Raw genomic sequence first — 23,020 nt, 5'->3', positions numbered from 1 at the left:
GTCCATCACCTTGCGTTCACGGCGGCGGGCGCCTTGGTCTCGGCATCACTGGAGTCGGCGTCGACGCCGTCGATGAACTCCTTGATGGTGGCCGCGAAAGGTCCCGGCTTCTCGTAGAACGGGAAGTGCGCGCCGCCCTCGGCGCGCGTGAAGACGTGGAGCTTGGCGCCCGGGATCTGCGCAGCGTTGAACTCCTGCGAGGACGGCATCACGTGGCTCACCTCGCCACCCGTGACGAGGGAGGGTACGTCGACCCGCGGCAGCACGTCGCGCCAGTCCTGCATCACGTGGTCGAGGAGCAGCCTGGCGCCGAACGGCATCTCGAGCTTCATGTTCTCCGCCAAGAGGAACTCGTAGTCCTCGGAGGAGATGTCCTTCGTCAGCATCGAGGTCAGGAAGTCCGCGCGCACCTGGGCCTGGTCGGGACCGTTGACGCCTTGCACGAAGGCGGCGGCACCCGGGAAGTCGACGATCGCCCCGACCTGGCTGGCGTCCTCCGGCTCAAGCCAGGGTACCAACGCACACACGGTCGGCTGGTCGATCCACACGACCGAGGAGATGCGGTCGGTGCCGAATTGGTCGATGAAGGACCAGATGATCGAGCAGCCCATGGAGTGGCCCATCAGGTGAGCCTTGGCCAGGCTGAGCTCGTCCAGCAGCTCTCGGAGATCCATCGCCAGCGAGGCGATGCGGGCTCCTTGGTCGAGGCGACCCGACTCGCCGTGGTTGCGGTGGTCGTAGGCCACCACCGTGTAGTCCGGGCCGAGCAGCGGGATCATTCGGTCGAACTGTGCCGCCGTCTGCGACCACCCGGGGGCGATGACGAGCGTCTTGGGGCCGTTGCCGTGCACCTGGTAGCTGATGCGGCATCCATCCCGAGTGGTGAAGTCAGTCATCGACTGGTTCCTCCTCCGTTCGCGGCTGTGGGGCGGTTGGCCGCCCTGGGTGGCGTCGTGTGAGCGCCGTTACACGGAGAATGTGGGGACGACGGCGGGTGTCACCACCACGGTCCGACGAGAACATGCCGAGCGTTTTCCTCCTATTGTCGCAAAGCGCCGTCGTCCAGGAGTTTCAAGCTCATATGGAGCGACAGTCGGGTGTCTCCGTCATTGAGGTCGATCTGCGCCAGCTCGGTCAGCTTGTCCAGCCTGTAATAGAGAGTCGTCCGGTGCACGTGCAGCGCCTCGGACGTGGCGGGGATGGATCCGGCATGTTCCAGGAACACTCTCAACGTCTCGAGCAGTCGACCGTCCTTGTCGGCCGCCAGCACCCGTTGCATCTCGGCCGGAAGGGCCTCCAGGTGCAAGTGTTCGGCGGGTAGGTGGAGCAGGATCGCCATCGGGCCGAGGTTCGCCCACGATCCGACCGGCTGACGCTGCTTCGCGGCGGATCGGCACGCTAGCGCCGCCTGGTTGTGCGATGCCCAGACTCGTTCCAGCCCGTCGACTTCGGAGCCGACCCCCGCCACGCACTCGAACCTGTCGGCAGCGACTTCGTGCACGCGCGCCACCAGTCGGCCAGCCAGCGCCCCAGCCTGCTCTTCGGAGAAGGAGCGACCAACGGCGCCCACGATCGCGGTCCCGTGGTGGCCCTGCACCGAGACCAGGCTGGGCATGCGGGACAGCTCCGGGCTGCCGGGATCGAGACCGAATCGCAGGGCGGCAGCCACGTGTGAGTCTGTCGCGCTCTCGGCCGGTCGCACCTCGAGCCTCACGACGCGTGCTCGCGCAAAGCCTCGCAGGTCAGTTCTCTCGGCGAGGGTTCGCAGTGCAGCGAGACGCACCAGTGAACTCTCGCCCAGCAGGTCGCCGACGGCTTCTTGGACCGCAGCGCTCCCGGGGTCCGCGTCGGACTCCCGCTCCGCCGCCAGGAGGGGAGCAAGCTCGGCGCCGGCGGCGGCAATCGTCGATAGCTCGGAGGTGGTGATGGTGCCTTCAGCGTCGACCACCAACAGCAATCCGATCAGCTCGCCTCGCCATCGGATCGGGCAGCAGACGCGAGCGTGCATGCCGATGTCGTCGTTGGGTGGGATGACGCCCGGAGCCGACCAGCCCGAGACGCCCTGCGCGAGTACGTGTCCGATGGCCGCGCTGCTCGCACGTCGTTGCAGCATCGCGTGCGTACGCACCTCGTCCTCATCCCCATAGTGCTGGCTCGCGTACAACAGGCGCACGTTGGGGTCGTCGATGACGACGGAGCGTTGAAGCCGTTCCGCGAGGGCGTCGATGACCCTCTGGGTCGGTGTCTGAGCCACGCTGCGGATGCTACAGAGAGAGGAAATCTGCGGTCCGGAACCCGTCGCTCTGCGGTGCCGCGGACGGGATGGGTCGCATCAGCATGGACCCGCGGGCGGCTCGCCTCGGACTGCGCCGCACGAGCACGAGAGGACTCAACGATGCTGGCGCCCCAACTGATCGGATGGGCACACACCACATTCGGCCGAAGCGCTGCGCCTGATGTCGAGACCCTGATGGCGGACGTCGCCCAGCAGGCCATGAGCGACTCCGGGCTGGAGCCGAGCGACATCGACGCCATCCACGTCGGGGTCTACAACCACGGCTTCTCGACCCAGAGCTTCGAAGCGGCACTGGTCGGGGCGACGACGCCCGCCCTGGCTCGAGTGCCGGCCGTGCGGGCCGAGAACGCGTGCGCGACGGGAAGCGCTGCCCTGTACGGAGCACTGGACCGGATCGAAGCGGGACGCGCTCGGGCCGTCCTCGTGATCGGTGCCGAGAAGATGACGGACACTGACGCGACCGCGCTGAACGGCATCCTGCTCGGTGCGTGTCACCGCAAGTCCGAGGAACGGTTCGGAAGCTTCGCCGGCGTCTTCTCGGATCTCACTGACAGGTATGCGGCTCGATACGGCGACCCCCACGACACCATGGCCATGATCGCGGCAAAGAACCATCGCAACGGTGTGGACAACCCGTGGGCGCACATGCGGCGGGACCTAGGCTTCGACTTCTGCGCCACCGCGTCAGAGAAGAACCCCCCGGTGGCCGGCCGGCTCCTCCGAACCGACTGCTCGATGGTGTCCGACGGCGCGGCCGCCGTGGTGGTCACCTCGGACGATGTCGCCCGTGGCGCGCGGAGAGGTGTTCGGATCATCGGCCGACACCACGCGAACGACCACCTCGCGATCGCGGATCGCCGCGACCCGCTCGAGCTCAGTGCAGCTGCCGCGGCCTGGCACGGCGCACTGGACGAGGCAGGCCTCAGCGCTGGCGACCTCGACCTGTTGGAGACGCATGACTGCTTCACGATCGCCGAGCTGCTGCAGTACGAAGCCTTCGGCATCGCCGAGCCGGGGAAGGCCCGCGAGGTGCTGGAAGCCGGGACGACCGGACCCGAAGGTGCACTACCGGTCAACCGGTCCGGCGGCCTGAAGGCCAAGGGTCATCCGCTCGGCGCCACCGGCGTCTCCCAGCACATCATGGCCGCCATGCAGCTGGTCGGAGAGGCCGGCGACTTCCAGCTCCGCAAGGCCGACCGCGCCGCGGTCTTCAACATGGGCGGCGCTGCCGTCGCGAACTACGCGACCATCCTGGAGGGGCGACGATGACGCGCCGCCGCGCCGTGAACCTGGCGCATCTGCTCACCCAGACAGCTCGGCGCGTCCCCGATCTGGACGCGGTCGTCCACGGAGAGACTCGCTGGACGTGGCGCGAGCTCGATCGACGTGTCACCCTTCTGGCCGCCGAGCTCCGCCGCCGAGGTGTGACACCCGGGTCGTGCGTGCTGGTGGACGGTCCCAACCACCCGGAGTTCATCCAGGCCCTGTTCGCCATCTGGCGTGCGGGCGCCGTCGTCGCGCCCGTCAATGCGCGACTGCACGACTCGGAGATCGTCTCCATCGCCTCGGTCTGCCGACCCGTTGCCGTCGTCGCGCACACCTCGGCCACCTCACACGTCGCCGCCATCCTCGCCTCGCGTGAGGTCGAAGCCGGGGTCATCGTCTGGGGCGAGAGAGGTCCCAGCTCCATCTCGCGGATCTCGGCCGACTCCCGCGAGGAATCGGCCTACGACTTCACGAGCGAGCACGGCGGCAACGTGAAGGTCTGGGACGGTGACCCGGCCTGGTACTTCTTCACCTCGGGCACCAGCGGCGTCCCCAAGGCAGCCATCCTCAGCCATGATCAGCTCGGATTCGTCGTCACCAACCACCTGGCAGACCTGATGCCGACAACCGACGAGACGCACGTCTCCCTGGTGGTCGCGCCGTTGTCGCACGGAGCTGGGGTGCACCTGCTCCCGCAGGTAGCCCGCGGCGCCACCACGCTGCTGCCCACCAGTGCCAGCCTCTCGCCCGACGAGGTGTGGGCACTGGTGGAACGTGAACGGGTCACCAACATGTTCACCGTCCCCACCATCGTCAAACTCTTGGTGGACTCCCCGGCCGCGCGACAGGCGCAGATCGACAGCCTCAACTACGTCATCTACGCCGGCGCCCCTATGCCCATGGTCGACCAGCAGCGGGCACTCGACGTGCTCGGCGATGTCCTGGTTCAGTACTACGGCCTGGCCGAGGTCACCGGGAACATCACCGTCCTGCCGGGCCGGCTCCATCATCGTCCGACGCCGGCCGGAGTCGACTTCGGATCATGTGGCTATCCGCGCACCGGGATGCAGGTCAGCATCCAGGACGACTTCGGAGAGGAACTCCCGCCGAGCTCGACAGGAGAGATCTGCGTGGCAGGCCCGGGCGTCTTCCAGGGCTACCTCGACAACCCGGACGCCAATCGAGCGGCCTTCCGCGATGGATGGTTCCGAACCGGCGACGTGGGCTTCGTCGACGAAGAGGGCTTCCTCTACATCACCGGGCGGCTCTCAGACATGTACATCTCGGGTGGCTCGAACGTGCACCCTCGCGACATCGAGGAGAAGCTGCTGAACCATCCTGACGTTCACGAGGCCGTGGTCTTCGGCGTGCCTGACGTGAAGTGGGGTGAGGTCGGAGTCGCGGTGTGCGTGATCGATCCGGCGGCCTCGGGCATCGAACCCGAGCACCTGCGCGAGTGGCTGGAGGCTCGCATGTCGCGCTACAAGGTGCCGAAGAGCATCGTCTTCTGGCCAGAGCTGCCCAGATCCGGCTACGGCAAGGTCCAACGTCGCACCATTCGCGATCTGTACCTGCTCGACAGCGAGGCCAACGCATGACGGCGAGCCTGTCCATCCTCGACCCGGTCCAGCACCCCGGACCGCGAGTCGAACCCCGCATCATCTCGGTACCCACCGCCGGCCGGTCGGTCTGGGCAACGCTCCCTGCTGGCCAGCGGCTCCTCGACGCCCTCGACGCCCTGCTCGATGCCACCGGGTCGTCGTGTGCTCAGGTCGAGATCCTCGCCGGAAGCCTGTCAGAGGTCGCCTACTGCTACCCCGCCATCGGCGCGACCGAGGCTCAACCCATCCACTACAGCCCTACCCAGCGCGCTGACGGGCCGGTCACGATCGTCGGCGGGGGAGCCACCGTAGGACACCGCGACGGCGCAAGGTTCATGCACTGCCATGCCGGCTGGTTCGACGTGGCTGGTCGACTCCGGGGAGGCCACGTACTGGAGGACACCTGGATCGGAATGACCGGGCTTGCCGTTGCGCTGCACACCCTCGACGGCGCCGATCAACGAAGTGCCATCGACCCGGAGAGCCGCCTGCCGGTCTTCACGCCGACGGCGGCGGAGGCAGGTGCACCCGAGGGCCGGCGCACCTCCGTCATCGCCAGGGTCTGCCCGAACGAGAACCTCTTCGAGGCGTGTGCCACCGTCATGCGCGAGGCCGGCATGACCGACGCCCGCGTCGCCGCCAGCATCGGTAGCCTGGTCGGGGCGGCACTCCACAGAGAGTCAGGTGTGCTGCTGGTCGACGGGCCAGCCACGGAGGTCGCGCTCAACGGCCGACTCGGAATCGGCCCTGACGGCGATCTCGCCGGCGAGCTGTCGGCGATCGTCATCGACCGCCACGGCCGCGTCCACGTCGGCAACCTCACCCGTGACAACATTGTCGCAGTCACCGTCGAGCTCCTCGTCGAGGAGGTCCGGTGAACCGCGACGTCAACTCAGACCTTCTCAGCTTCGGACTCAGCGACGAGGTCGTGCTCGTCTTCGGGGCCGGTTCGAGCGGCGCGGGCCTCAGCAATGGTGAAGCGGCCGCACTGACGTACGCCCGAGCCGGCGCGCGGGTGGCGTGTGTCGACAAGGATCCGATCGAAGCAGAGCGCGTTGCCAAAGCCGTCGAGGCGGACGGCGGAACAGCCCTGGCCGTCACCGCTGACGTCACGATCGAGGACCAGGTCGCTGCCGCCGTGGCGCTGTCGGCCCACGAGCTCGGGCGGCCTCGCGTGCTCCATCACAACGTCGGGATGGCTGTCCTCGGAGAGGTCCTGGACCTCGACCGGGAATCCTGGGACCGCTCCCTCGCCGTCAACGTCACGGGCTGCTACCTCACCGCCCGTCACGTTCTTCCCCACATGCTGGAGCGAGGCAAGGGCGCCATCGTGACCGTCTCGTCGCTGGCTGGGCTCCGAGACACCGGATACGTCTACCCGGCCTACAACGCGTCCAAGGCCGCCCTCAACCAGCTGACCATCTCGCTGGCCCTGACGTACGCGGGTCGTGGCATCCGAGCCAACGCGGTGGTTCCCGGCCTCATCGACACCCCGCTCGTGAGCCAGCAGATCGTCAAAGACCCGGACCACGTCAGCGAAGAGCTGGCGGCGAGGCATAGCGCCAGCCCCACCGGGCAGATGGGCAGTCCCTGGGACGTCGCCCGTGCTGCTCTCTTCCTCGCCAGCGACTTGGCGACCTACGTCAACGGCGTGCTGCTGCCGGTGGACGGCGGGCTGGCAGCGCGAAGTGTCTGACCTAGCGGCTCTTATCGACCGTCTCCCACCCGAAGTCGTGGTGACAGACCCAGATCTCATCGCGAGCTTCGTCCGCGACGAGTCGCACTTCACCCCCGCGGGGGCTCCCGCCCTCGTGCTCATCCCGAGAACAACCGAAGAGGTGGCGACCGCGCTCGCGGTCGCGCACGAGCTCGGCGTGGCCGTCGTGACCAGGGGCGCCGGATCGGGATTGAGCGGCGGCGCCAACGCGACCGAGGGATGCATCGTGCTGAGCACCCGTCGTCTCTCCAGGATCGTCGAGGTCGACACGACCGAGCGGCTGCTGGTGGCCCAACCCGGAGTGGTCACCGCCGACGTACGCGCTGAGGCTGAACGTCATGGCCTCTTCTACCCGCCGGACCCCGGCAGCGTGGCCACCTGCACCATCGGCGGCAACGTCGCCACCAACGCCGGAGGGATGTGCTGCGTCAAGTACGGCGTAACGGGCGACTACGTCCTCGGGCTCGAGGTCGTCCTCGCCGACGGGCGCACCATGCGCACAGGTCGGCGGACGGTCAAAGGCGTCGCCGGCTACGACCTCACCCGGCTCTTCGTGGGGTCGGAGGGAACCCTCGGGGTGATCACGGAGGTCACGCTGCGCCTCCTGCCTACTCCGTCGGAAGCACACTCGGTGCTGGCGACGTTCGGAGACGTGGCCGGCGCCGGGCGCGCCGTCCAGGCGATCACCCAGACTCGGGTGACTCCATCGGTCTTCGAGATCCTGGACCGCACCACACTGCGAGCCATCGAGTCGATGACGCCTCTGGGATTCGACGGATCCGTGGGAGCGGTCCTGCTGCTGCAGAGCGACTCGTCCACGGCGAAGGAGGACGCCGAAGCCCTGGCGGACGCGTGCGAGTCAGCCGACGCCCTGGACGTCGTACAGAGTGACAACCCCGACGAAGCGCGCACGCTCCTCGAGGCGCGCCGCCTGGCACTTCCATCGTTGGAGAGGCTGGGTGACTGGCTGCTCGACGACGTCTGCGTCCCGCGTTCACAAGTCGTGGCCCTCATCGAGCACGTGGAGACGATCGCCAGCGATGAAGGGCTGACCATCGGACTGTTCGGCCATGCTGGCGACGGCAACATGCATCCGACCGTCATCTACGACGGATCGACCCCGGAAGGGCGCGACACAGCCCTCCGCGCATTCGACCGGATCACCGCCTCTGCACTCGAGCTCGGTGGCACGGTCACGGGTGAGCACGGTGTCGGACGCTTGAAGACCCAGTGGCTGCGACGCGAGCTCGACGCCGTAGCCACTGAGGTTCATGGTGCTATCAAGCGAGCACTGGACCCTACGAGCACCCTCAACCCTGGTGTAGCACTTCCCGCTGAGTGAAGCGGGACTCGGGGCCATCCGGCAACGCAGGATCCAGGACGACTTTGCCAGCCTGACCCCGCATGAGGTCGAGCGCCTCCGGAAGTCCGCTGAGGGGCAGCCGATGCGTGATGAGGCTGGCGAGATCGACCTGACCGGCCACGACCAACGCTGACATCCGCTCCCAGGTCTCCCACAACGATCGACCCCAGCTGCCGCGGAGAGTCAGCCCGCGGGTGATCAGCGTCTCGGCCACCTGGAGGGGCAGCGCTCCCTTGACCAGCCCGACCGACATCACGGTCGCCTCGCGGCGCACTGACGCCAGCGCAACCTCAAGCGCCGGCATCGCTCCGGAGCACTCAAACGCCACATCGAAGCCACCCCAGGACCGGGTCCTCTCGTCGGCTACGTCCAAAGGAGCTTGTTCAACCCCGAGAGAACTCAGGCCCAACCGTTGGGCAAGCGCTCGGCGATGAGGGTTCGGCTCCACCAGGACGACAGCGCGCGCGCCGAGTGCACGAGCGATCTGGGCGGCCACCAACCCCACGGGACCAGCCCCCGAGATCAACACCGACCCGCCGGCGAGATTGACCCCCGACCTGAGGACCGCGTGCATCGCGCTCCCAGCCGACTCGAGGAGCGCAGCCGTCTCGAGTTCGATCTCATCCGGAATTCGAAAGCAACTCCTGGCGGGCACCACGAGACGTTCGGCGAACGCTCCGTCGACCGTCACACCGAGAATGCCCATCCTCGAACAGTTGTGGGCGCTGCCGCTGCGACAGAAGGAACACTCACCACAGTGCAGGTGCGTCTCCACAGCCACCCGTGCACCCAGGAGAGACTCCGGACTGTGAGGACCGAGCTCGATCACCGTCCCACTGACCTCGTGCCCGAGGACGCGAGGAAGAGTCATACCGAGGTCTGCACCGGCGTCTCCGGACTCGTAGAAGGCGCTGTCCGTGCCGCACACCGACGCTGCTGCCACATGTACGCGCACCTGTCCCGCGTCCAAGGGCGTCTCTTGACGGTCATGGACAAGGAGGCAACCCCGCCCACGATCCAGCTTGACGACCGCGCGCACGGCTCAACCCTCGTTTAGGTGGTGCGCCTTGACCACCGTCGTTCTGTGAACAGAAGCGCGTGGGGTTTCACGGATTGTCGTAGACAGGCACTCTTCTCTCTGCTTGCCGCTATCGCCGCCGTCGCCATCCCGCTGGCCTTGGACGGAGTGTCGTCAGGCTCGGCGGCGGGATCCGATCTGCGGTCATAGCGCCCAGGCGCTTCTCGCCCTCCTCGGTCAGCACGCTCTTCAAGTCCTCGGGCCACGCGAATGGAAATATCTCCACGTGCAGGAACTCCGCCAGGTCCAGCGCCTCTTCCGGACGAGCCGATTGGTGGCGGATGCGATCCTCGGCGAGGTGCATCTCGATCCCGCGGGCGACGAGGGTGATGAACAAGGGAAGAGCCCCCTCCGGAATGTCCATTGGACTCGTGATCAACTTGCCAGTCCGGTCGACATGAAAGCCAGCAGCCTGCTTCTTTATCTCTCCGCCACCCGGTGCAGAATCTGAATACGGAAAAGCCAGCCCGGTCTCATCGTCCGGATCCCAGAACGTCGACATTCCCGCCGGGTACCGCTCGGCGACCTGAAGGCCCGAGAGCATGGGCCGGCACATGTCGACCACCTCTCGAGGAACGTCGATCCAGACGTCCGTGTCGTGCGGCGTCGACCACTCTTCCTGAGCGGCGTCATACAGGAAGTGCGCCCTCGCGACCTCCTCGGCGGCCAGCACCAGCATCGCCTGGGCGCGGCCGTAGCTGCACATCTTGGCCAGGACGGCGGAGTCATTCACCAGCCCGATCGCGTTTGTCATGAGAGCTAACCACCAACGGCGGGCCTGCCATGCACCCACCCGCCACACCTCGATGTCGTCCATTCGGCGAGCCTGGACCTGTTCACGGACATCAGGTCAAGTAAGGGGTTGAGGGCCCCTTTGAAGCTGTGGAAAACAGACACCCATCCACAACTCTCCGCGGGGCTCGTTCGTCCCGGCGCCACGCCCGGTAGGCGAAAGCACATGAAACAGTCACGGCCCTTGGCGTCGGCCGACCACCTCTACACCGCGCTCATCTGCCTGATGTGGCAGCTCTACGAGCGAGCCCAGGACATACATCGCGACACGCTCGCGACCGACCTCCTGATCGCTATCACCGGGCTGCACGACGGACCCTGGTGCCACGCGGGCGACGCACCAGGTCGGTTGAGCTTGCCGTTCACCGCTGCCTGTCTTCTTGTCGACGACCTGCTCGACCAACTGGAGGCTGCCAGCTCCGGACTCGCTGCCAGAGCCGCGCCCGAAGCAACCCGCGAGATCCTCAACGGAAACCGCCCACCCGGAAGGTCAATGCGCACTTTCTGAGGCCTGACCAGTAGCGGCACGCATGCTACGGTGTTCCGTAGATCGGATCGCCCGTCGGGCGGTCCGAATTCGCATTTCCAGGGCAATTGTTGGTTGTTATCGATCAGCGTTGGAAGCAGTGATGCACGGCGGACTGAAGATCTACCGAGGAGCGGCCGCGGCGGCCAGGAACTACGTCGAGGCCGACCGCTCGCGCGCCGACGACTACTACCTCGCCGAGGGCAGCGGCCACGCCGAGCTGTTCGTCGCTCGACGCACCGAGTTGGGCGCCGCGGTTCGTCATGTCGCGTCGCTCGACGGCGACGCCTACGAGTCATGGGTCGCGGGGTACGTCATAGGTTCGGGCGAGGCGAAGGGCCGGCTGCGCACGGACGACCAAGGTGTCCGATTCGTGGAGGTGGCCCTCAACGGACCGAAGACGTGGTCGCTCGTCGCGGCCCTGCACCCAGAGATCGCAGCGGCGTGCGACGCGGCCCAACAGCGGGCGGCGGAGGAGATCATCGCCTGGATCGCCGAACACGCCACCACGCGCGTCGGACCGCGCGGGCTTCAGGTTCAGGTGCCCGTCGACGAGATCGAGGCCGTGGTCGTCAGGCACTACACGTCCCGGGCCGGGGACCCGCACCGCCACCTCCATCTGCAGATCAACTCACGGGTCCTCGTGGGGGAGAGATGGCGCGGGCTGCACACCGTCGGTGTCCGGGACAGTCTCGGTGCCATCAATGGGATCGGCCACGGAGCCGTGATGTGCGACCCCGAGTTCAGGTCCTCGCTAGCCGCCCACGGCTACACCCTGGACCTGGAGTCCGGTGAGGTCGTGGAGCTGGCGCCGTACGTCGGACGCTTCTCGGCGCGCACCACGCAGATCCGCACCAACGTCGACCGCTACGAGGCCGAGTGGCGCATGGACCATCCGGGCCAGGAGCCGGGAAGCAAGCTCCGGATGGGATGGGACCGCCGTGCCTGGGCCGAGGCCCGCCCGGACAAGGTCGTCCCGCGCGATGGTGTCGAGCTCGGCCGTCGCTGGGTCGAGGAGCTTCGCGATGTTGGCTTCCAACCAGTCAACCCTCGTGTGAGCCCAGCCAGCGTGCCGATCGGCTCCGTGGACCGAGACGCCATCGTGGCCACCGTGCTGAGCAGGCTGGGTAGTCGAAGGTCTGCCTGGAACGGCCCCGATCTGCGTGGGGAGGTCGAACAGCAGCTCACGATGGCCGGCATCGTCGCCTCACCACTGGTCCGCCGCGAGCTCGCTGAGGATCTCGCCGCCCGTGCTGTGCAGGCAAGCGTTCCCCTCCTACCTACCGACAACACGCCCGAACACGTGCGTGCCCTCACCTCCCAACGTGTTCTCGAGGTCGAGGAGCGTCTCACTACCCGCCTCACCACTCGCTCACTCCAGGAGGCCCTACCCGGGCGAACTCCCGACGGGGAGCGGTTCGACACGGCGCAGCTCGCCGCCCTCACTGCGATCGACGGCACCGCCCAGCTGCTTGTCATCGAGGGGGCAGCGGGTGCGGGCAAGACCCAGATGTTGGCGTCCGCACGGTTCTTGGCCGAGACCCGAGGCGGACGTCGGCTGGTTGTGGTCTCCCCAACTCTTAAGGCCAGCCAGGTCGCTGCGAACGAGCTCGGCACCCCCGCGTCCAGCGCCGCCCGGCTGATCCACCAGCACGGCTACCGATGGGACGACGAGGGTCGCTGGACCCGTGAGCCTGCCTGGCCGGTGCCCGCGGCCGCGAGGCTCCGGCACGGCGACATCCTCCTCGTCGACGAAGCCGGCATGCTCGACCAGGACACCGCGCTCGCGCTCGTCACCATCGCAGACGAGGCCCACGCTCGCCTGGTCCTTGTCGGCGACCGCCATCAGCTACCGGCCGTCGGGCGTGGCGGTGTCCTCGACCTCGCCTCCGTCATCGCACCATCCAGGACCAAGTTCACGCTCGACGTCGTCCACCGCTTCGAGGACCCCGAGTACGCCGAGCTGAGCCTGCTGATGCGCCGCGGCGAACGTCCCGGTGACGTCTTCGATCGCCTGGTGGCCCGTGGCGAGATCCGTATCCACCCCACCGAGGTCGAGCGACTGTACGCCCTCGCCGAGGAGCCGGGCTTCGTCATCGCCGACACCCGCGAACAGGTCACAGCCCTCAACGCAGCCATCCGCTCCCGGCGCCTCGAGCGGGGCGAGCTGAGCCGCGAACTACCCGAGACCACCACTCTCGCGGGCGAGCGCCTGACGGTCGGAGATCGCGTCAGCACCCGACGGAACGAACCCGATCTTGGTGTCGCCAATCGTGAGACCTGGACCGTCAGCCAGGTGCTCGATGGCGGCGCGATCGAGGTCGTCGAAGGAAATCGCACGCGCCAGCTGCCTGGCCACTACGTCGAGCGATCCGTCGAGCTGGCCTACGCCACTACGGCGTACGGCGCCCAGGGCCAGACCGTCGACACCTCGAACGTCGTCGTGAGCGAACATTCGGGCGCCGCCGCGACGTACGTCGGCATGAGCCGCGGTCGACAGCGCAACGTCGCGCACTTGGTCGCCGACTCCGTTGCGGACGCACGTGAGCAGTGGACCAGTGCCTTCGCGCGCGACCGCGCCGATCTCGGGCCTGCGCACGCACGCCTTCGTGCCTTCGACGACGTCGAGCGCTACGGCATCGCGCAGCCGGGCATCTCCCGGCACCCTCGCGTGCCGTCCCCCGACCGGGACGGCTTGTCAGCGCCGGCCAGGTAGACCTGCCGAAGAATTCCAAGAAAGTCAGGCCGCAACAGGGCACAACTCGCTCGCAGGTGTGGCCTCTCCTCTCATGAACGCATCAACCGATGCGTTCAGACGGCGATCATGCACCTCCGCACACCTGTGCATGACCCGTCGGCCATCCACAACGAGGAGCGCGCGATGAGCATGGCGCACGATCCGGACGACACGCTGCTGACCATCAAAGAGGTCGCAGTCATGGTCCGGGCACCCGAAGGAACCGTCCGCTATTGGCGGTTTATGGGGACCGGACCCCGCAGCATCAAGGTCGGCAAGCGCGTCTGCTTCTGGAAGTCCGACGTCCTGCAGTGGCTCGAGGACCTCGGCGGCTGAGCCGCCACCGAACCGGGGAGACGGCAGGAGGCACCGATGGCCAGCATCGCGAAGAGATCCGACGGCAAGTGGCGGGCGCGGTACCGCGACGACGCCGGCAAGCAGTATGCCCGCCACTTCAGCCGCAAGGTCGACGCCCAACGGTGGCTCAACGAGGTCACCGCGGCCGTCGTCACCGGCCAGTACGTCGACCCCAAGGCAGGGCGGATCTCCTTCCGCGAGTACGCCGAGCATTGGCGACACGCTCAGGTGCACCGGCCGTCCAGTGCGGCGCACGTCGAAGGGATGCTGCGCCGGCACGCCTACCCGACGTTCGGCGACCGACAGCTTGCGACGATCTTGCCGTCCGAGGTCCAGGCCTGGGTGCGCCTTCTGAGTACCTCCGACAGACGGGCGAAGCGGAAGGCGCTCGCGCCGGAGACGATCTCGGTCCTGCACAGCGTCGTCTCCGCGATCATGCGGTCGGCCGTACGGGACCGGAAGATCATCGCCAACCCGTGCGAGGGCACCAGGCTGCCCGCCAAGGACCGCAAGCCGGTCGTCCCGCTCACGACCGCCCAAGTCGACCAGATCCGCGAGTTGATGCCGCCCGAGCTCGCCGCCCTCGTCACCTTCACCGCCGGCACCGGCATGCGCCAGGGTGAGGTGTTCGGACTGACCGTCGACCGGATCGACTTCCTCCGCCGCGAGGTACGTGTCGATCGGCAACTACTCACGCGACCAGCCCGACGCACGGAGTTCGGACCGACCAAGACGCCGGCCAGTCTTCGAACAATCCCGCTGCCGCAGGTCGTGGTCGACGCCCTGGCAGCGCATCTCGTCGAGCACCCGGCGGGGGAGGGGGGTCTCGTGTTCACCATCGGCGGCGCCCCGATCACCCGTCAGGCATTCGGCCACATCTGGCGACCTGTCGCCCGAGCTGTCGGCCTCGAGCCGGGCACCGGCATGCACGCTCTGCGGCACTACTACGCCTCGCTGCTCATCCGTTTCGGGGAGAGCGTGAAGACGGTCCAAATGCGCCTCGGCCACGCCTCGGCCGCCGAGACGCTCGATACGTATAGCCATCTGTGGCCCGACTCCGACGATCGGACCCGCGCCGCTGTCGATTCGGTCTTAGCAACGCGTTCCGTTGAGCCGCATGCACCATTGGATGGACGGATCTCCCCAAGAGAATGGGGCTAGATCATCTGGTGTGGCGGCAGGCCTGGCACTGCGATGGCATGCCCCAAATGCTGAACGCGTTGGCATGCAACGCTACGACCGGCCTCACTGGAGTTGAAACCCAGCAAGCGTCTGATCCTCTGATTGGATGCCGGGGTGCAGCATGCTTTGCAATCTCTCGGACCACACGGCTTCCAAGACCTTGCCGCCGCCCTGATGGTTGCCGAGTTCGGCGCTCGGCTCACGCCGTTGGGAGCGGGTCGCGATGGCGGCAGGGACATGATCTATCACGGCAAGTTGGACTGGTCGGGGCGATCGCGCGACGACGGCCGCGGCGCTCCGTTCCCACAAGGTCCCAGCCCGTCCATTCCTCTTGGTGGCGCAGAGGTATGGGCGGGCTACACAGTCTTTCAGGTCAAGCACCACGCACCGCTAGCTGCGAGACCGATTGACAACGCAACATGGTTGTGGGGACAAATCCGAGCGGAACTCGACGATTGGACGGCCCCGAAGCCAGACCGTAGCCGCACTCCGGACCACCTGGTTTTTGTCACGAACGTTCCGCTGTCGCCAGACCCCGGTCGGGGCGGCTTGGCGCTGATTGAGAAAAGTCTGGCCGGCTATCGAGCCAATCTAGAAGACAGCAGTCGCGACGTAGGGCGTGGAACAGAACGGCTCAGGCAATTGTCGCGATTGAAACGGATAAGAAACATCTGCGTGCTTGATGGGAATCAAGTCGACACACTGGTTTCAGTCCATGATTCGGTTCGAAGGGCCTTCAACGCGCTCCTCACCACAGGCGACGTCTTCGCGTCTCTAGCTCAGCTGGTCGGCTTCGTAGATGAGAACGACCTAGCGGAGACCCTGTTTCGTCACGCCAGAACCACGCTCGCAGCTGAGCGCGGCATCACCTTCGATGAGGCGGGTGGCCCTGCAGGCTCGCTGCTGCCAATAGATCTGGTCGCGGTGGATCTTCCGATACTCACCTCGAGCGGCGAGCAGGAAACGCTCGTGCGGTACGTCTTGAACCGGGGCGAGCGTGTGCTGCGCCCACGCACGACGCTGCATGAAGGTCCAAGGCACTTGGTTGTGGCGGGGCCCATGGGCAACGGCAAGACAACGATGTCAAAGCTGTTGGCACAGGCTTACCGAGCATCGCTGCTGAACGGTGCATCCGACTTGGGCGAACTTGCGACAGCAGCGTCCGAAGGCATTGAAGCCCGGCTGAAGGAGTTGGGTCTTCATGGCCTGCCGCATCACCGACGGTGGCCCATGCGTATCGATCTGGCTGCTTTCGCTGAAGATGAGGGGCAATCCGAGCGCACCCTGCTTCGATACATAGCGGATGTGATTTCGCGGAGGACCGTACGCACTGTAAACGCGGCGCACATGGACACCTGGATGCGCCGCTGGCCGTGGTTCTTGGTGCTGGATGGTCTGGACGAGGTGACTGAGCCCCGGACGCGACGATCGATCATCGATCGAGTCCTGGAGCTCGTCGAAGATGCAGACGCGAACAACCTTGACCTGTTCGTCGTTCTCACGACCCGACCCGTCGGCTACACGGAGGACATTGCTCCTACCCTGTTCGAACGGGTCGATCTAGCACCGCTTCCGATCGATCAGGCGCTTGCATACGGCAAGAACGTGGCGCGCGTCCGCCTGGGGAAGGACCACGAAGCCGTCCCTCGCGTTGATCGAGGACTTGAGAGAGCGGCTGCCTCCGAGAACACGCGCGAACTCATGGTGACCCCGTTGCAGGTGCTGATTCTCACCATCATCATCGAGGCAGCCGGCCCCCTTCCCCCCGATCGATTCGCCTTGTTTTGGGGCTACTACGACACCGTGTCCAAACGCGAGCGTGTCAAGCCGGGATCCCTCAAGGAGATCCTTGACGCTCACTTGCCTAACATCACGATTCTTCACGAGAGGGTGGGCTACGAACTCCACGTGCGCGCGCAGCTGTCTGACCATGCGACAGCCACGATGTCTAGCGAGGAGTTGCGGGACGTCATTGCGGCTGTGCTCGTCGATGACGGTCACGATCCCGACGGCGCTGACGCCGACCTAGTAGAGGACATCCGAAAGGCCTGCCTACAGCGGCTGCTCCTCATCCGCGCCCACAACGAAGGCGTTGGATTTGATGTTCGGGCTCTTCAGGAACTCATGGCCGGGCGTCATCTGACGACAGGCCCCGACGACAGGGTAGAAGCGAGGCTTCGGCAACTCGCGGCCCACCCTCACTGGCGCGTCCCGTGGATCTTTGCAGCTGGACGAGTCTTCGCCGAAACCCAGCCCCATCGGCGCGATCAGATCGTGGAGATCGTGAAAGCGATTGATGACGATGCCTCGTGGCGCCTCGGGAGGGTGTCTCCAGTGGGTCCCGGACTCGCCCTAGATCTCGCCGTCGATGGCGGTGCGAGGAAGCATCCGCGAGTGCGCAAGCCGTTGCTTGCGAATGCACTGGAGATCTTCGACGGCCCGGCGCCCAAGGATGCGAGAGCAACGACTCGTCTGCTTCTTCGCGCCGCGGGCGCATCACAAGAGGCGCGGTCGATGGTGGCGGCTGCTCTTCGAAAGGCACTTGGCGGCGACCCGGGGACTCGGCTCATTGCCGAACACCTTCAAACCATGATCCCGGATACCGCCGGGGAACTATCCGCGTCTGATGACGTCAGGATGCTCGCTTCAGTCAAGTCCGCGGGTGTAACCGGACGTCAGGACGCACCCAATCCACTCGTGTGGTGGCAAGGCGTCCGCGAAAGCGCTTCACAGGTGCAGGCGGCTGGAGCCGTGGGCGGCGCAGCGGCGGCCGCGGCGGTGGAGGGCGCCTATCTGCTAGGCCTGGCGTCTGTAGCAGGGCTCCACGCCGTTGAAGAGTGGGAGGCGTTTGCGGGGACATCAGCACAGTCCTCACACCCGGAGTTGGCGGACGCGCACTTCGAGCTAGACCTTCGCGGGCCCATCCTTATTGCCCTCGACGATCCGGAAGCCGCCAAGCTCTTGGAGGGTTTCCTCCTTGACCTTCGATTCCAAGACCCGCAAGCCGCTGCCTTGCTCAGGGACTGGGTTCTGGCCGTACGGACCAGCGTCGCCTGGGAGCAGGACCCCGACCCTACGACGTAGGCCCCTCACGTCCACGAAGTTGTGTTTGACCTAGGCGACCTTGGCGGACCGCGCACGTGTCATGTACTCCGAATTTTGGGGACCAGGTGGGGACTACAGCCGTGTTCTGATCGCGTTTCCGCAGGTCAGCGGCTTGAAGCGGAGGAGCTGGCCTGTAGGCCGGGTTCTGTCCCCGGCGGTCTTGCGACCGGTCGGGGGGCGACCATCCATCTAGGCCCGCCGTTGCCGGCGGACTCGTGCGGTCTACCCGCGTGCTCGGGCGGGCCGCCCTCGGACGCACGCTGTTCGACCTTGCTCCGGGCGGGGTTTGCCGAGCCGACCGGGTCGCCCCGGTCGCTGGTGGTCTCTTGCACCACCATTTCACCCTTACCTCCATCAGCTGCGCCGATGGCGGCGGTCTGTTTTCTGTGGCACTGTCCCGCGGGTCACCCCGGGTGGGTGTTGCCCACCGCCCTGCCCTACGGAGCCCGGACCTTCCTCGACGCCCGCCCCGGAGAGATCTCCGAAGACGTACGCCGCGGTCGCCCGGCCAGCTCCTCCGCACGACGAGGATAGACGAGACGCCGGGCCGCCCACCCCCCGAGAGGTGGTCGGCCCGGCGCCGTCAGTGGACGAGCGGACTCAGCTCAGGTTCAGGGCCGTGTCGTCGATGACGAACGACGTCTGGAGCGAGGAGTCCTCGGTGCCGGAGAACGAGACCGTCACCGTCTGGCCCGCGAAGGACGAGACGTTGAACGAGCGCAGCGTGTAGCCCGAGGCCTTGTTGAGGTTGCTGTACGTCGCCAGCGTGGTGGACCCGATCTTGACGGTCAGCTTGTCGTACTGCGTCGTGGTCGTGGTCTCCGCGGAGTCGATGTGAAGGTAGAAGGACAGCGTCGCGCCGCAGCCCGACGGGATCGTCACGCTCTGGCTGAGCGTGTCGGTGTGGGTCGTGCCATAGCCGTCCAGCCACGCCTTCCACGAGCCGGAGCGCGCCGGTTGCGAGGCGGTGTTGTCGATGACGCCCGCGGAGGAGGTCCACGGCGCCGCGGTGCCGGTCTCGAAGCCGGGGTTGCCGAGCTTCTGGCCGGAGCAGCCGCCGCCCGTGCCACCGATAGTGAAGGTGAACGAGGTGGAGCCGCTGCCGCTGCCGCCGCTACCGGTGGCGGTGGCCGTGACGTTGTAGGTACCGGCGGTGGTCGGCGTACCCGAGACCGTGCCGGTGGTCGAGCCGATGGTGATGCCCGGAGGCAGACCGGTGGCCGACCAGGTGTACGGCGACGTGCCGCCGGAGGCCGACAGCGTGAACGACGTGATCGCGGTGCCGACCGTGCCGGACTTGCTGCCCGGGTTGGTGACGGTCACGCCGCCGGTGGAGCCACACGTCGGGTCGGCGGTCTGCGCCGGCACGGAGACGGCATTCCAGGCAGCCTTCACCTTGTTGTACAGGCCGCAGGTGGCGTCCAGGTTCTTCGCCGAGGTCAGCGTCCAGGTGCGGTACTTCAGGTACGACGACGTCGACGTCTTCATCAGCATCGCGTTGTACATGATCTTCTGCGCGTTCTGGATGCCCACGCCGGTGAGCGTTGTGCTGTTGCACGTGGGGCTCGTCGGCTGCCCGTTGGTCGGGTTGGTGCCCTCGGCCAGCAGGTAGAACCAGTGGTTGCCGGGGCCGGCCGCCGAGTGCACCTCGTCGTTGGGGGTCGAGGAGCTGTAGCAGTTGGCGTCACCGGCCAGCGACGGGTTGTACATGTAGCGGATCGGGCCGGAGCCGACGAGGTTGACCTCCTCGCCGACGGTGTAGTCGGCGGGGTCGTTCGGGTTGTTCGCGAAGGCCTCGGTGGCCGCGCCGAAGGTGTCGGCCACGAACTCCTGGGTGCCGCCGCCGGAGATGCCGCCCGGGGTGGTGTCGTCGATGCCGTGGCCGAACTCGTGGGCCACGACGTCGATCGAGCCGATCCACTTGCCGCCGGTCTGGGTGTGGCCGACCTGCACCTGGGTGCCGTCGTAGTAGGCGTTGACGTCGTTGAGGCCGACGCGGATCGGCACCCAGCCGCCCGAGCCGTTCATGCCGTTGCGGCCGAGCCACGAGGAGAGCATCAGGCGCTCCTGATCGGCGGCGTAGAACGCGTCGGCGCAGCCGGTCTCACGGCTGGTCGCGACACCGTTGCCCCAGACGTCGTCGGTGCCGGAGAAGGTCGTGTTGGTGGCGGCGTCCTGGCAGACCAGGGTGGGCGCGCTGGAGTTCTTCATGGAGTAGGTGCTGCCCGAGAGGGTCGTCGGGAAGCTGACGGTGCCGGCGTACGCCGTGTTTCCGGTGCCGGCGAGCACGTGCTCCTTGCTGGCGAGGTACTTGCCGGTGCGCGCGTCGACGTATACCGACTGGTACGACGGGTGGCCGTGGTCGCGGCCGCGGACGGACGTCTCCCAGGCCAGGTGCGAGGTCGTGCCCTGGAAGACGACCAGGCGAGGTGCCTCGGCGGCGGAGGCCTTCGAGACCTGCTGCCGGGCGACGGCCACGGCGCGGTCCCGGCCCACGGTGGGGGTGATGGAGCTCACGCGGGTCTTGCTGGTCTGCGCGACGGACGTGTTCAGCACGTGGCCGGCCGCGTCGGTGACGACCACGAAGTCGCCGCCGATGACCGGCAGGCCGCGGTACGTGCGGTCGTAGGCCACGTAGCTGAGGCCCGCGGACCGCAGCACGGGCTTGGCGACGAAGCCGTCGTGCCGCCCGATCTTGAGTGCGGGCAGGCGCTGGGCGATCAGTGAGGACGCGGCCTTGCGGGCCATCGCCTGCGGATCCATGCGGCCGCCGCCGGTGCCGGCGCCGGTGCCGCCGGCCAAGGCGTTCGCCTGGAGGCCGAGCGGAGCAACGGTGAGCAGTGCTCCCGCGAGAACGGCGGCTGTGAGGCCCCCGAGGCGTCTCGCCCGTCGTGATTGGGACATACCTTCTCCTGTGTCCGGGGTCCGATCGGGACCCGGGTGAGAGGGCGGCTCGGGGATGGCCCCGCCGCCCGAGGCTCGAGGACGGGTGTCCCAGGGCCGTTGCGCAGACTCGCAACGCGGCGGGGGCCGGTCAACGGGCGGCGAAACTCATGTTTGTGCATTGCATGAACATGAGGCAGTCGAGCGGGAACCCCGGCCGCACCTAGCCCGTCCGGGCCAGGCCCGGATGACCCGCGCGTGTCATACCGGTGGGCCGAAGGGCGGAGCTACCGTCGGAGGCGGAGGAATGATGACCCTCTCCCGCACCTCGCGCACGTGGCCGGCAGCCCTCCTGCTGGCCGGTCTGCTGTGCCCGGTAGCGGGCCCGGTGTCGGGTCTGGCTCCGGCCGGGGCGGCCGACGACGGGACGTGTGTCGGGTCGGGCGAGTACAAGACCATCGCCGCCGGCATGAGCATCGCCAAGCTCCAGAAGGCGGTCCACGACCAGGCGCCCTTCGCCGACACCGCCGGCAAGGGCAAGCAGCGCTACCGCTGGTACACCGCCTGCGACGCCTGGCAGCCCGACCTCGACGTCGCCGTGCGGTACCACCAGCCCGTCGTGGGGCGCCGTACGGTCACCAAGAAGGCGCTGGCCGTGTACGTCGCTCCTGCGCCCTAGACCTACGGGTTGGTCAGGATCTCGGCGCCGGTCGGCGTCACCAGCAGGGTGTGCTCGAACTGCGCGCTGCGGCGTCCGTCGCGGGTGACCACGGTCCAGCCGTCGTCCCACATCACCCACTCGTGGGTGCCGAGGTTGAGCATCGGCTCGATCGTGAAGGTCATGCCGGCCTGGATCTCGTCGTCGTAGAGCGGGGTGTCGTAGTGCGGCACGATCAGGCCGGAGTGGAACGACGTGCCGATGCCGTGCCCGGTGAAGTCGCGGACGACGCCGTACCCGAACCGCTTGGCGTACGACTCGATCACCCGACCGACGACGTTGAGCCGGCGCCCGGGCTTCACCGCGGCGATGCCGCGCATCAGGGCCTCGTGGGTGCGCTCGACCAGCTGTCGCGTCTCCTCGTCGACGTCGCCGGCGAGGAAGGTGGCGTTGGTGTCGCCGTGCACGCCGTGGATGTACGCCGTGATGTCGATGTTGACGATGTCGCCGTCCTCGACGACGCGCGAGTCGGGGATGCCGTGGCAGATGACCTCGTTGACGCTCGAGCACAGCGACTTGGGGAAGCCCTTGTAGCCGAGCGTCGAGGGGTAGGCGCCGTGGTCGACCAGGAACTCGTGTCCGATCCGGTCCAGCTCGTCGGTCGTGACGCCCGGTTGCACGGCGGCGCCCACGACCTCCCGGGCCTGGGCCGCGAGGCGTCCGGCGATGCGCATCTTCTCGATGGTCTCGGCGTCCTTGACCTCGGAGCCGGTGAAGCGCGCGGGCTGCGGCCGGTCGACGTACTCGGGCCGCTCGATGTCCGCGGGCACGGCGCGGCGCGGGGAGACCAGAGCGGGAGCCACGGGTGTCACGCAGAGGAGTCTAAGTTGTGGTCATGAGCGACTCGGACTCCGGCAAGTTCTGGTTCTGCGTCAAGCACCACCGCGTCGAGACGGGCGAGGACATCTGCCCGCCGATCGACCGGCTCGGCCCGTACGCCACCTCGGAAGAGGCCGAGCGCGCCCTCACCAAGGCCGCGGAGCGAAACGAGGAATGGGACAACGACCCGAACTGGAACGACGCCAAGGAGTGAGCGCCGCTCGGGCCAAGGCGTCGCCCTGGCCGTTCGTCGGGATGGTCGGGATGGCCGCGGCGTTCTTCCTGTACGCCGCCTCCGGGTTGGTCGTGCCCACGTGGGCGCTGACGGTCCTGATCTTCGTCTGGCTGGTGCTGTTCGTGACGGCGTGCCGCTGGTGGACGCGGCACCCCAAGCGCCTGCTCGTGCTGCCGGTCGTGGCGGTCGTGGTGCTGTTCGCCGTCGTCGCGGCGGGTGGTGCGTGGCTGGGCTGGGAGCCCTAGATGTTCTGTCCGGGCACGTTGGGCACGAGGTCGATGGGTGACTTGCCCTTGAGCGAGGTGTGTCCGCGGTGGTGATTGTAGAAGTGGAGCCAGGCCGGGT

The 23,020-nt window shown here is 67.3% G+C and carries 19 protein-coding genes and 1 other RNA gene; 13 read left to right on the top strand and 7 right to left on the bottom strand.

Annotated features, from left to right (window positions below; genetic code table 11):
• Nucleotides 1-5: 5 nt before the first annotated feature.
• Both ISU07_RS14700 and ISU07_RS24845 read right to left on the bottom strand, forming a co-directional pair.
• A complete protein-coding gene (locus tag ISU07_RS14700) occupies nucleotides 6-896 on the bottom strand; it encodes an alpha/beta fold hydrolase (protein ID WP_194707574.1) in 891 nt (296 codons plus the stop codon).
• 143 nt (nucleotides 897-1,039) lie between these two features.
• Nucleotides 1,040-2,254 (bottom strand): PucR family transcriptional regulator, encoded by a 1,215-nt coding sequence (locus tag ISU07_RS24845; RefSeq protein WP_194707573.1) that lies wholly within the window; start codon nucleotides 2,252-2,254, stop codon nucleotides 1,040-1,042.
• Between the two features lie 141 nt (nucleotides 2,255-2,395).
• Between ISU07_RS24845 and ISU07_RS14690 the strand changes: the two genes are divergently transcribed.
• From ISU07_RS14690 to ISU07_RS14670, 5 genes are read left to right on the top strand one after another with little or no spacing between them, the layout of a single operon-like run.
• Nucleotides 2,396-3,565, top strand: a complete 1,170-nt coding sequence (locus tag ISU07_RS14690) for a thiolase domain-containing protein (RefSeq protein ID WP_194707572.1) — start codon at nucleotides 2,396-2,398, stop codon at nucleotides 3,563-3,565.
• Nucleotides 3,562-5,160, top strand: a complete 1,599-nt coding sequence (locus tag ISU07_RS14685) for an AMP-binding protein (RefSeq protein WP_194707571.1) — start codon at nucleotides 3,562-3,564, stop codon at nucleotides 5,158-5,160. The genes ISU07_RS14690 and ISU07_RS14685 overlap by 4 nt, the downstream gene beginning before the upstream one ends.
• Entirely contained in the window at nucleotides 5,157-6,041 is an 885-nt protein-coding gene (locus tag ISU07_RS14680; protein WP_194707570.1) for a PCC domain-containing protein, read from the top strand. The genes ISU07_RS14685 and ISU07_RS14680 overlap by 4 nt, the downstream gene beginning before the upstream one ends.
• Nucleotides 6,038-6,859 (top strand): SDR family NAD(P)-dependent oxidoreductase, encoded by an 822-nt coding sequence (locus ISU07_RS14675; protein WP_194707569.1) that lies wholly within the window; start codon nucleotides 6,038-6,040, stop codon nucleotides 6,857-6,859. The genes ISU07_RS14680 and ISU07_RS14675 overlap by 4 nt, the downstream gene beginning before the upstream one ends.
• Nucleotides 6,860-6,899: 40 nt before the next feature.
• Nucleotides 6,900-8,222: an FAD-binding oxidoreductase gene (locus tag ISU07_RS14670; protein WP_323742628.1), complete on the top strand. Its 1,323-nt coding sequence runs from the start codon at nucleotides 6,900-6,902 to the stop codon at nucleotides 8,220-8,222.
• Here the strand turns inward: ISU07_RS14670 and ISU07_RS14665 are convergent.
• On the bottom strand, nucleotides 8,191-9,282 hold the full coding sequence (locus ISU07_RS14665) for a zinc-dependent alcohol dehydrogenase (protein WP_194707567.1): 1,092 nt from the start codon (nucleotides 9,280-9,282) through the stop codon (nucleotides 8,191-8,193). The two genes, ISU07_RS14670 and ISU07_RS14665, sit on opposite strands and share 32 nt — an antisense overlap.
• A gap of 109 nt (nucleotides 9,283-9,391) precedes the next feature.
• A complete protein-coding gene (locus ISU07_RS14660; RefSeq protein ID WP_194707566.1) occupies nucleotides 9,392-10,138 on the bottom strand; it encodes an AbiV family abortive infection protein in 747 nt (248 codons plus the stop codon).
• A gap of 141 nt (nucleotides 10,139-10,279) precedes the next feature.
• Between ISU07_RS14660 and ISU07_RS14655 the strand changes: the two genes are divergently transcribed.
• From ISU07_RS14655 to ISU07_RS14635, 5 genes are all read left to right on the top strand, one after another.
• Nucleotides 10,280-10,621: a hypothetical protein gene (locus ISU07_RS14655; protein WP_194707565.1), complete on the top strand. Its 342-nt coding sequence runs from the start codon at nucleotides 10,280-10,282 to the stop codon at nucleotides 10,619-10,621.
• 22 nt (nucleotides 10,622-10,643) lie between these two features.
• Nucleotides 10,644-13,355, top strand: a complete 2,712-nt coding sequence (gene mobF / locus ISU07_RS14650; protein ID WP_323742627.1) for a MobF family relaxase — start codon at nucleotides 10,644-10,646, stop codon at nucleotides 13,353-13,355.
• Nucleotides 13,356-13,520: 165 nt separating this feature from the next.
• The gene (locus tag ISU07_RS14645) at nucleotides 13,521-13,712 is read left to right on the top strand and encodes a helix-turn-helix transcriptional regulator (protein WP_194707563.1); all 192 of its coding nucleotides are present in this window, start codon (nucleotides 13,521-13,523) and stop codon (nucleotides 13,710-13,712) included.
• A 36-nt stretch (nucleotides 13,713-13,748) separates the two neighbouring features.
• Entirely contained in the window at nucleotides 13,749-14,894 is a 1,146-nt protein-coding gene (locus ISU07_RS14640; RefSeq protein ID WP_194707562.1) for a tyrosine-type recombinase/integrase, read from the top strand.
• A gap of 696 nt (nucleotides 14,895-15,590) precedes the next feature.
• Nucleotides 15,591-17,999: an NACHT domain-containing protein gene (locus tag ISU07_RS14635; protein ID WP_194707561.1), complete on the top strand. Its 2,409-nt coding sequence runs from the start codon at nucleotides 15,591-15,593 to the stop codon at nucleotides 17,997-17,999.
• A gap of 139 nt (nucleotides 18,000-18,138) precedes the next feature.
• Here ISU07_RS14635 and rnpB read toward each other — a convergent pair.
• An RNA gene (rnpB, locus tag ISU07_RS14630) (RNase P RNA component class A) lies at nucleotides 18,139-18,536 on the bottom strand.
• Nucleotides 18,537-18,620: 84 nt separating this feature from the next.
• Entirely contained in the window at nucleotides 18,621-20,924 is a 2,304-nt protein-coding gene (locus ISU07_RS14625; protein WP_194707560.1) for a M4 family metallopeptidase, read from the bottom strand.
• A gap of 289 nt (nucleotides 20,925-21,213) precedes the next feature.
• Here ISU07_RS14625 and ISU07_RS14620 point away from each other — a divergent pair, with 289 nt between their 5' ends.
• A complete protein-coding gene (locus tag ISU07_RS14620) occupies nucleotides 21,214-21,582 on the top strand; it encodes a hypothetical protein (RefSeq protein ID WP_194707559.1) in 369 nt (122 codons plus the stop codon).
• Between the two features lie 2 nt (nucleotides 21,583-21,584).
• On the opposite strand, the gene map is transcribed toward ISU07_RS14620, so the two are convergent.
• Complete coding sequence (gene map, locus ISU07_RS14615) at nucleotides 21,585-22,433, bottom strand: type I methionyl aminopeptidase (RefSeq protein WP_194707558.1); 849 nt, start codon at nucleotides 22,431-22,433, stop codon at nucleotides 21,585-21,587.
• A gap of 23 nt (nucleotides 22,434-22,456) precedes the next feature.
• On the opposite strand from map, the gene ISU07_RS14610 reads away from it, so the two are divergent.
• The gene (locus ISU07_RS14610) at nucleotides 22,457-22,654 is read left to right on the top strand and encodes a hypothetical protein (protein WP_194707557.1); all 198 of its coding nucleotides are present in this window, start codon (nucleotides 22,457-22,459) and stop codon (nucleotides 22,652-22,654) included.
• Nucleotides 22,651-22,920 carry a hypothetical protein gene (locus ISU07_RS14605; RefSeq protein ID WP_194707556.1) on the top strand — a complete coding sequence of 90 codons (270 nt, stop codon included), beginning with the start codon at nucleotides 22,651-22,653 and terminating at the stop codon, nucleotides 22,918-22,920. The genes ISU07_RS14610 and ISU07_RS14605 overlap by 4 nt, the downstream gene beginning before the upstream one ends.
• Nucleotides 22,921-23,020 lie beyond the last annotated feature (100 nt).

This window comes from Nocardioides islandensis (genome assembly GCF_015352455.1).
GTDB classification, from domain to species: Bacteria; Actinomycetota; Actinomycetes; order Propionibacteriales; family Nocardioidaceae; genus Nocardioides; species Nocardioides islandensis.
This window is presented reverse-complemented; position numbering and strand designations above follow the sequence as displayed.

Bases quoted from the DNA above. Each gene is read 5' to 3' on its own strand.
- ISU07_RS14625 (WP_194707560.1), bottom strand. From the start codon at position 20,924: ATGTCCCAATCACGACGGGCGAGACGCCTCGGGGGCCTCACAGCCGCC.
- ISU07_RS14680 (WP_194707570.1), top strand. From the start codon at position 5,157: ATGACGGCGAGCCTGTCCATCCTCGACCCGGTCCAGCACCCCGGACCG.
- ISU07_RS14660 (WP_194707566.1), bottom strand. From the start codon at position 10,138: ATGGACGACATCGAGGTGTGGCGGGTGGGTGCATGGCAGGCCCGCCGT.
- ISU07_RS14645 (WP_194707563.1), top strand. From the start codon at position 13,521: ATGAGCATGGCGCACGATCCGGACGACACGCTGCTGACCATCAAAGAG.
- ISU07_RS14655 (WP_194707565.1), top strand. From the start codon at position 10,280: ATGAAACAGTCACGGCCCTTGGCGTCGGCCGACCACCTCTACACCGCG.
- mobF (WP_323742627.1), top strand. From the start codon at position 10,644: ATGCTACGGTGTTCCGTAGATCGGATCGCCCGTCGGGCGGTCCGAATT.
- ISU07_RS14640 (WP_194707562.1), top strand. From the start codon at position 13,749: ATGGCCAGCATCGCGAAGAGATCCGACGGCAAGTGGCGGGCGCGGTAC.
- ISU07_RS14700 (WP_194707574.1), bottom strand. From the start codon at position 896: ATGACTGACTTCACCACTCGGGATGGATGCCGCATCAGCTACCAGGTG.
- ISU07_RS14610 (WP_194707557.1), top strand. From the start codon at position 22,457: ATGAGCGACTCGGACTCCGGCAAGTTCTGGTTCTGCGTCAAGCACCAC.
- ISU07_RS14690 (WP_194707572.1), top strand. From the start codon at position 2,396: ATGCTGGCGCCCCAACTGATCGGATGGGCACACACCACATTCGGCCGA.
- ISU07_RS14620 (WP_194707559.1), top strand. From the start codon at position 21,214: ATGACCCTCTCCCGCACCTCGCGCACGTGGCCGGCAGCCCTCCTGCTG.
- ISU07_RS14685 (WP_194707571.1), top strand. From the start codon at position 3,562: ATGACGCGCCGCCGCGCCGTGAACCTGGCGCATCTGCTCACCCAGACA.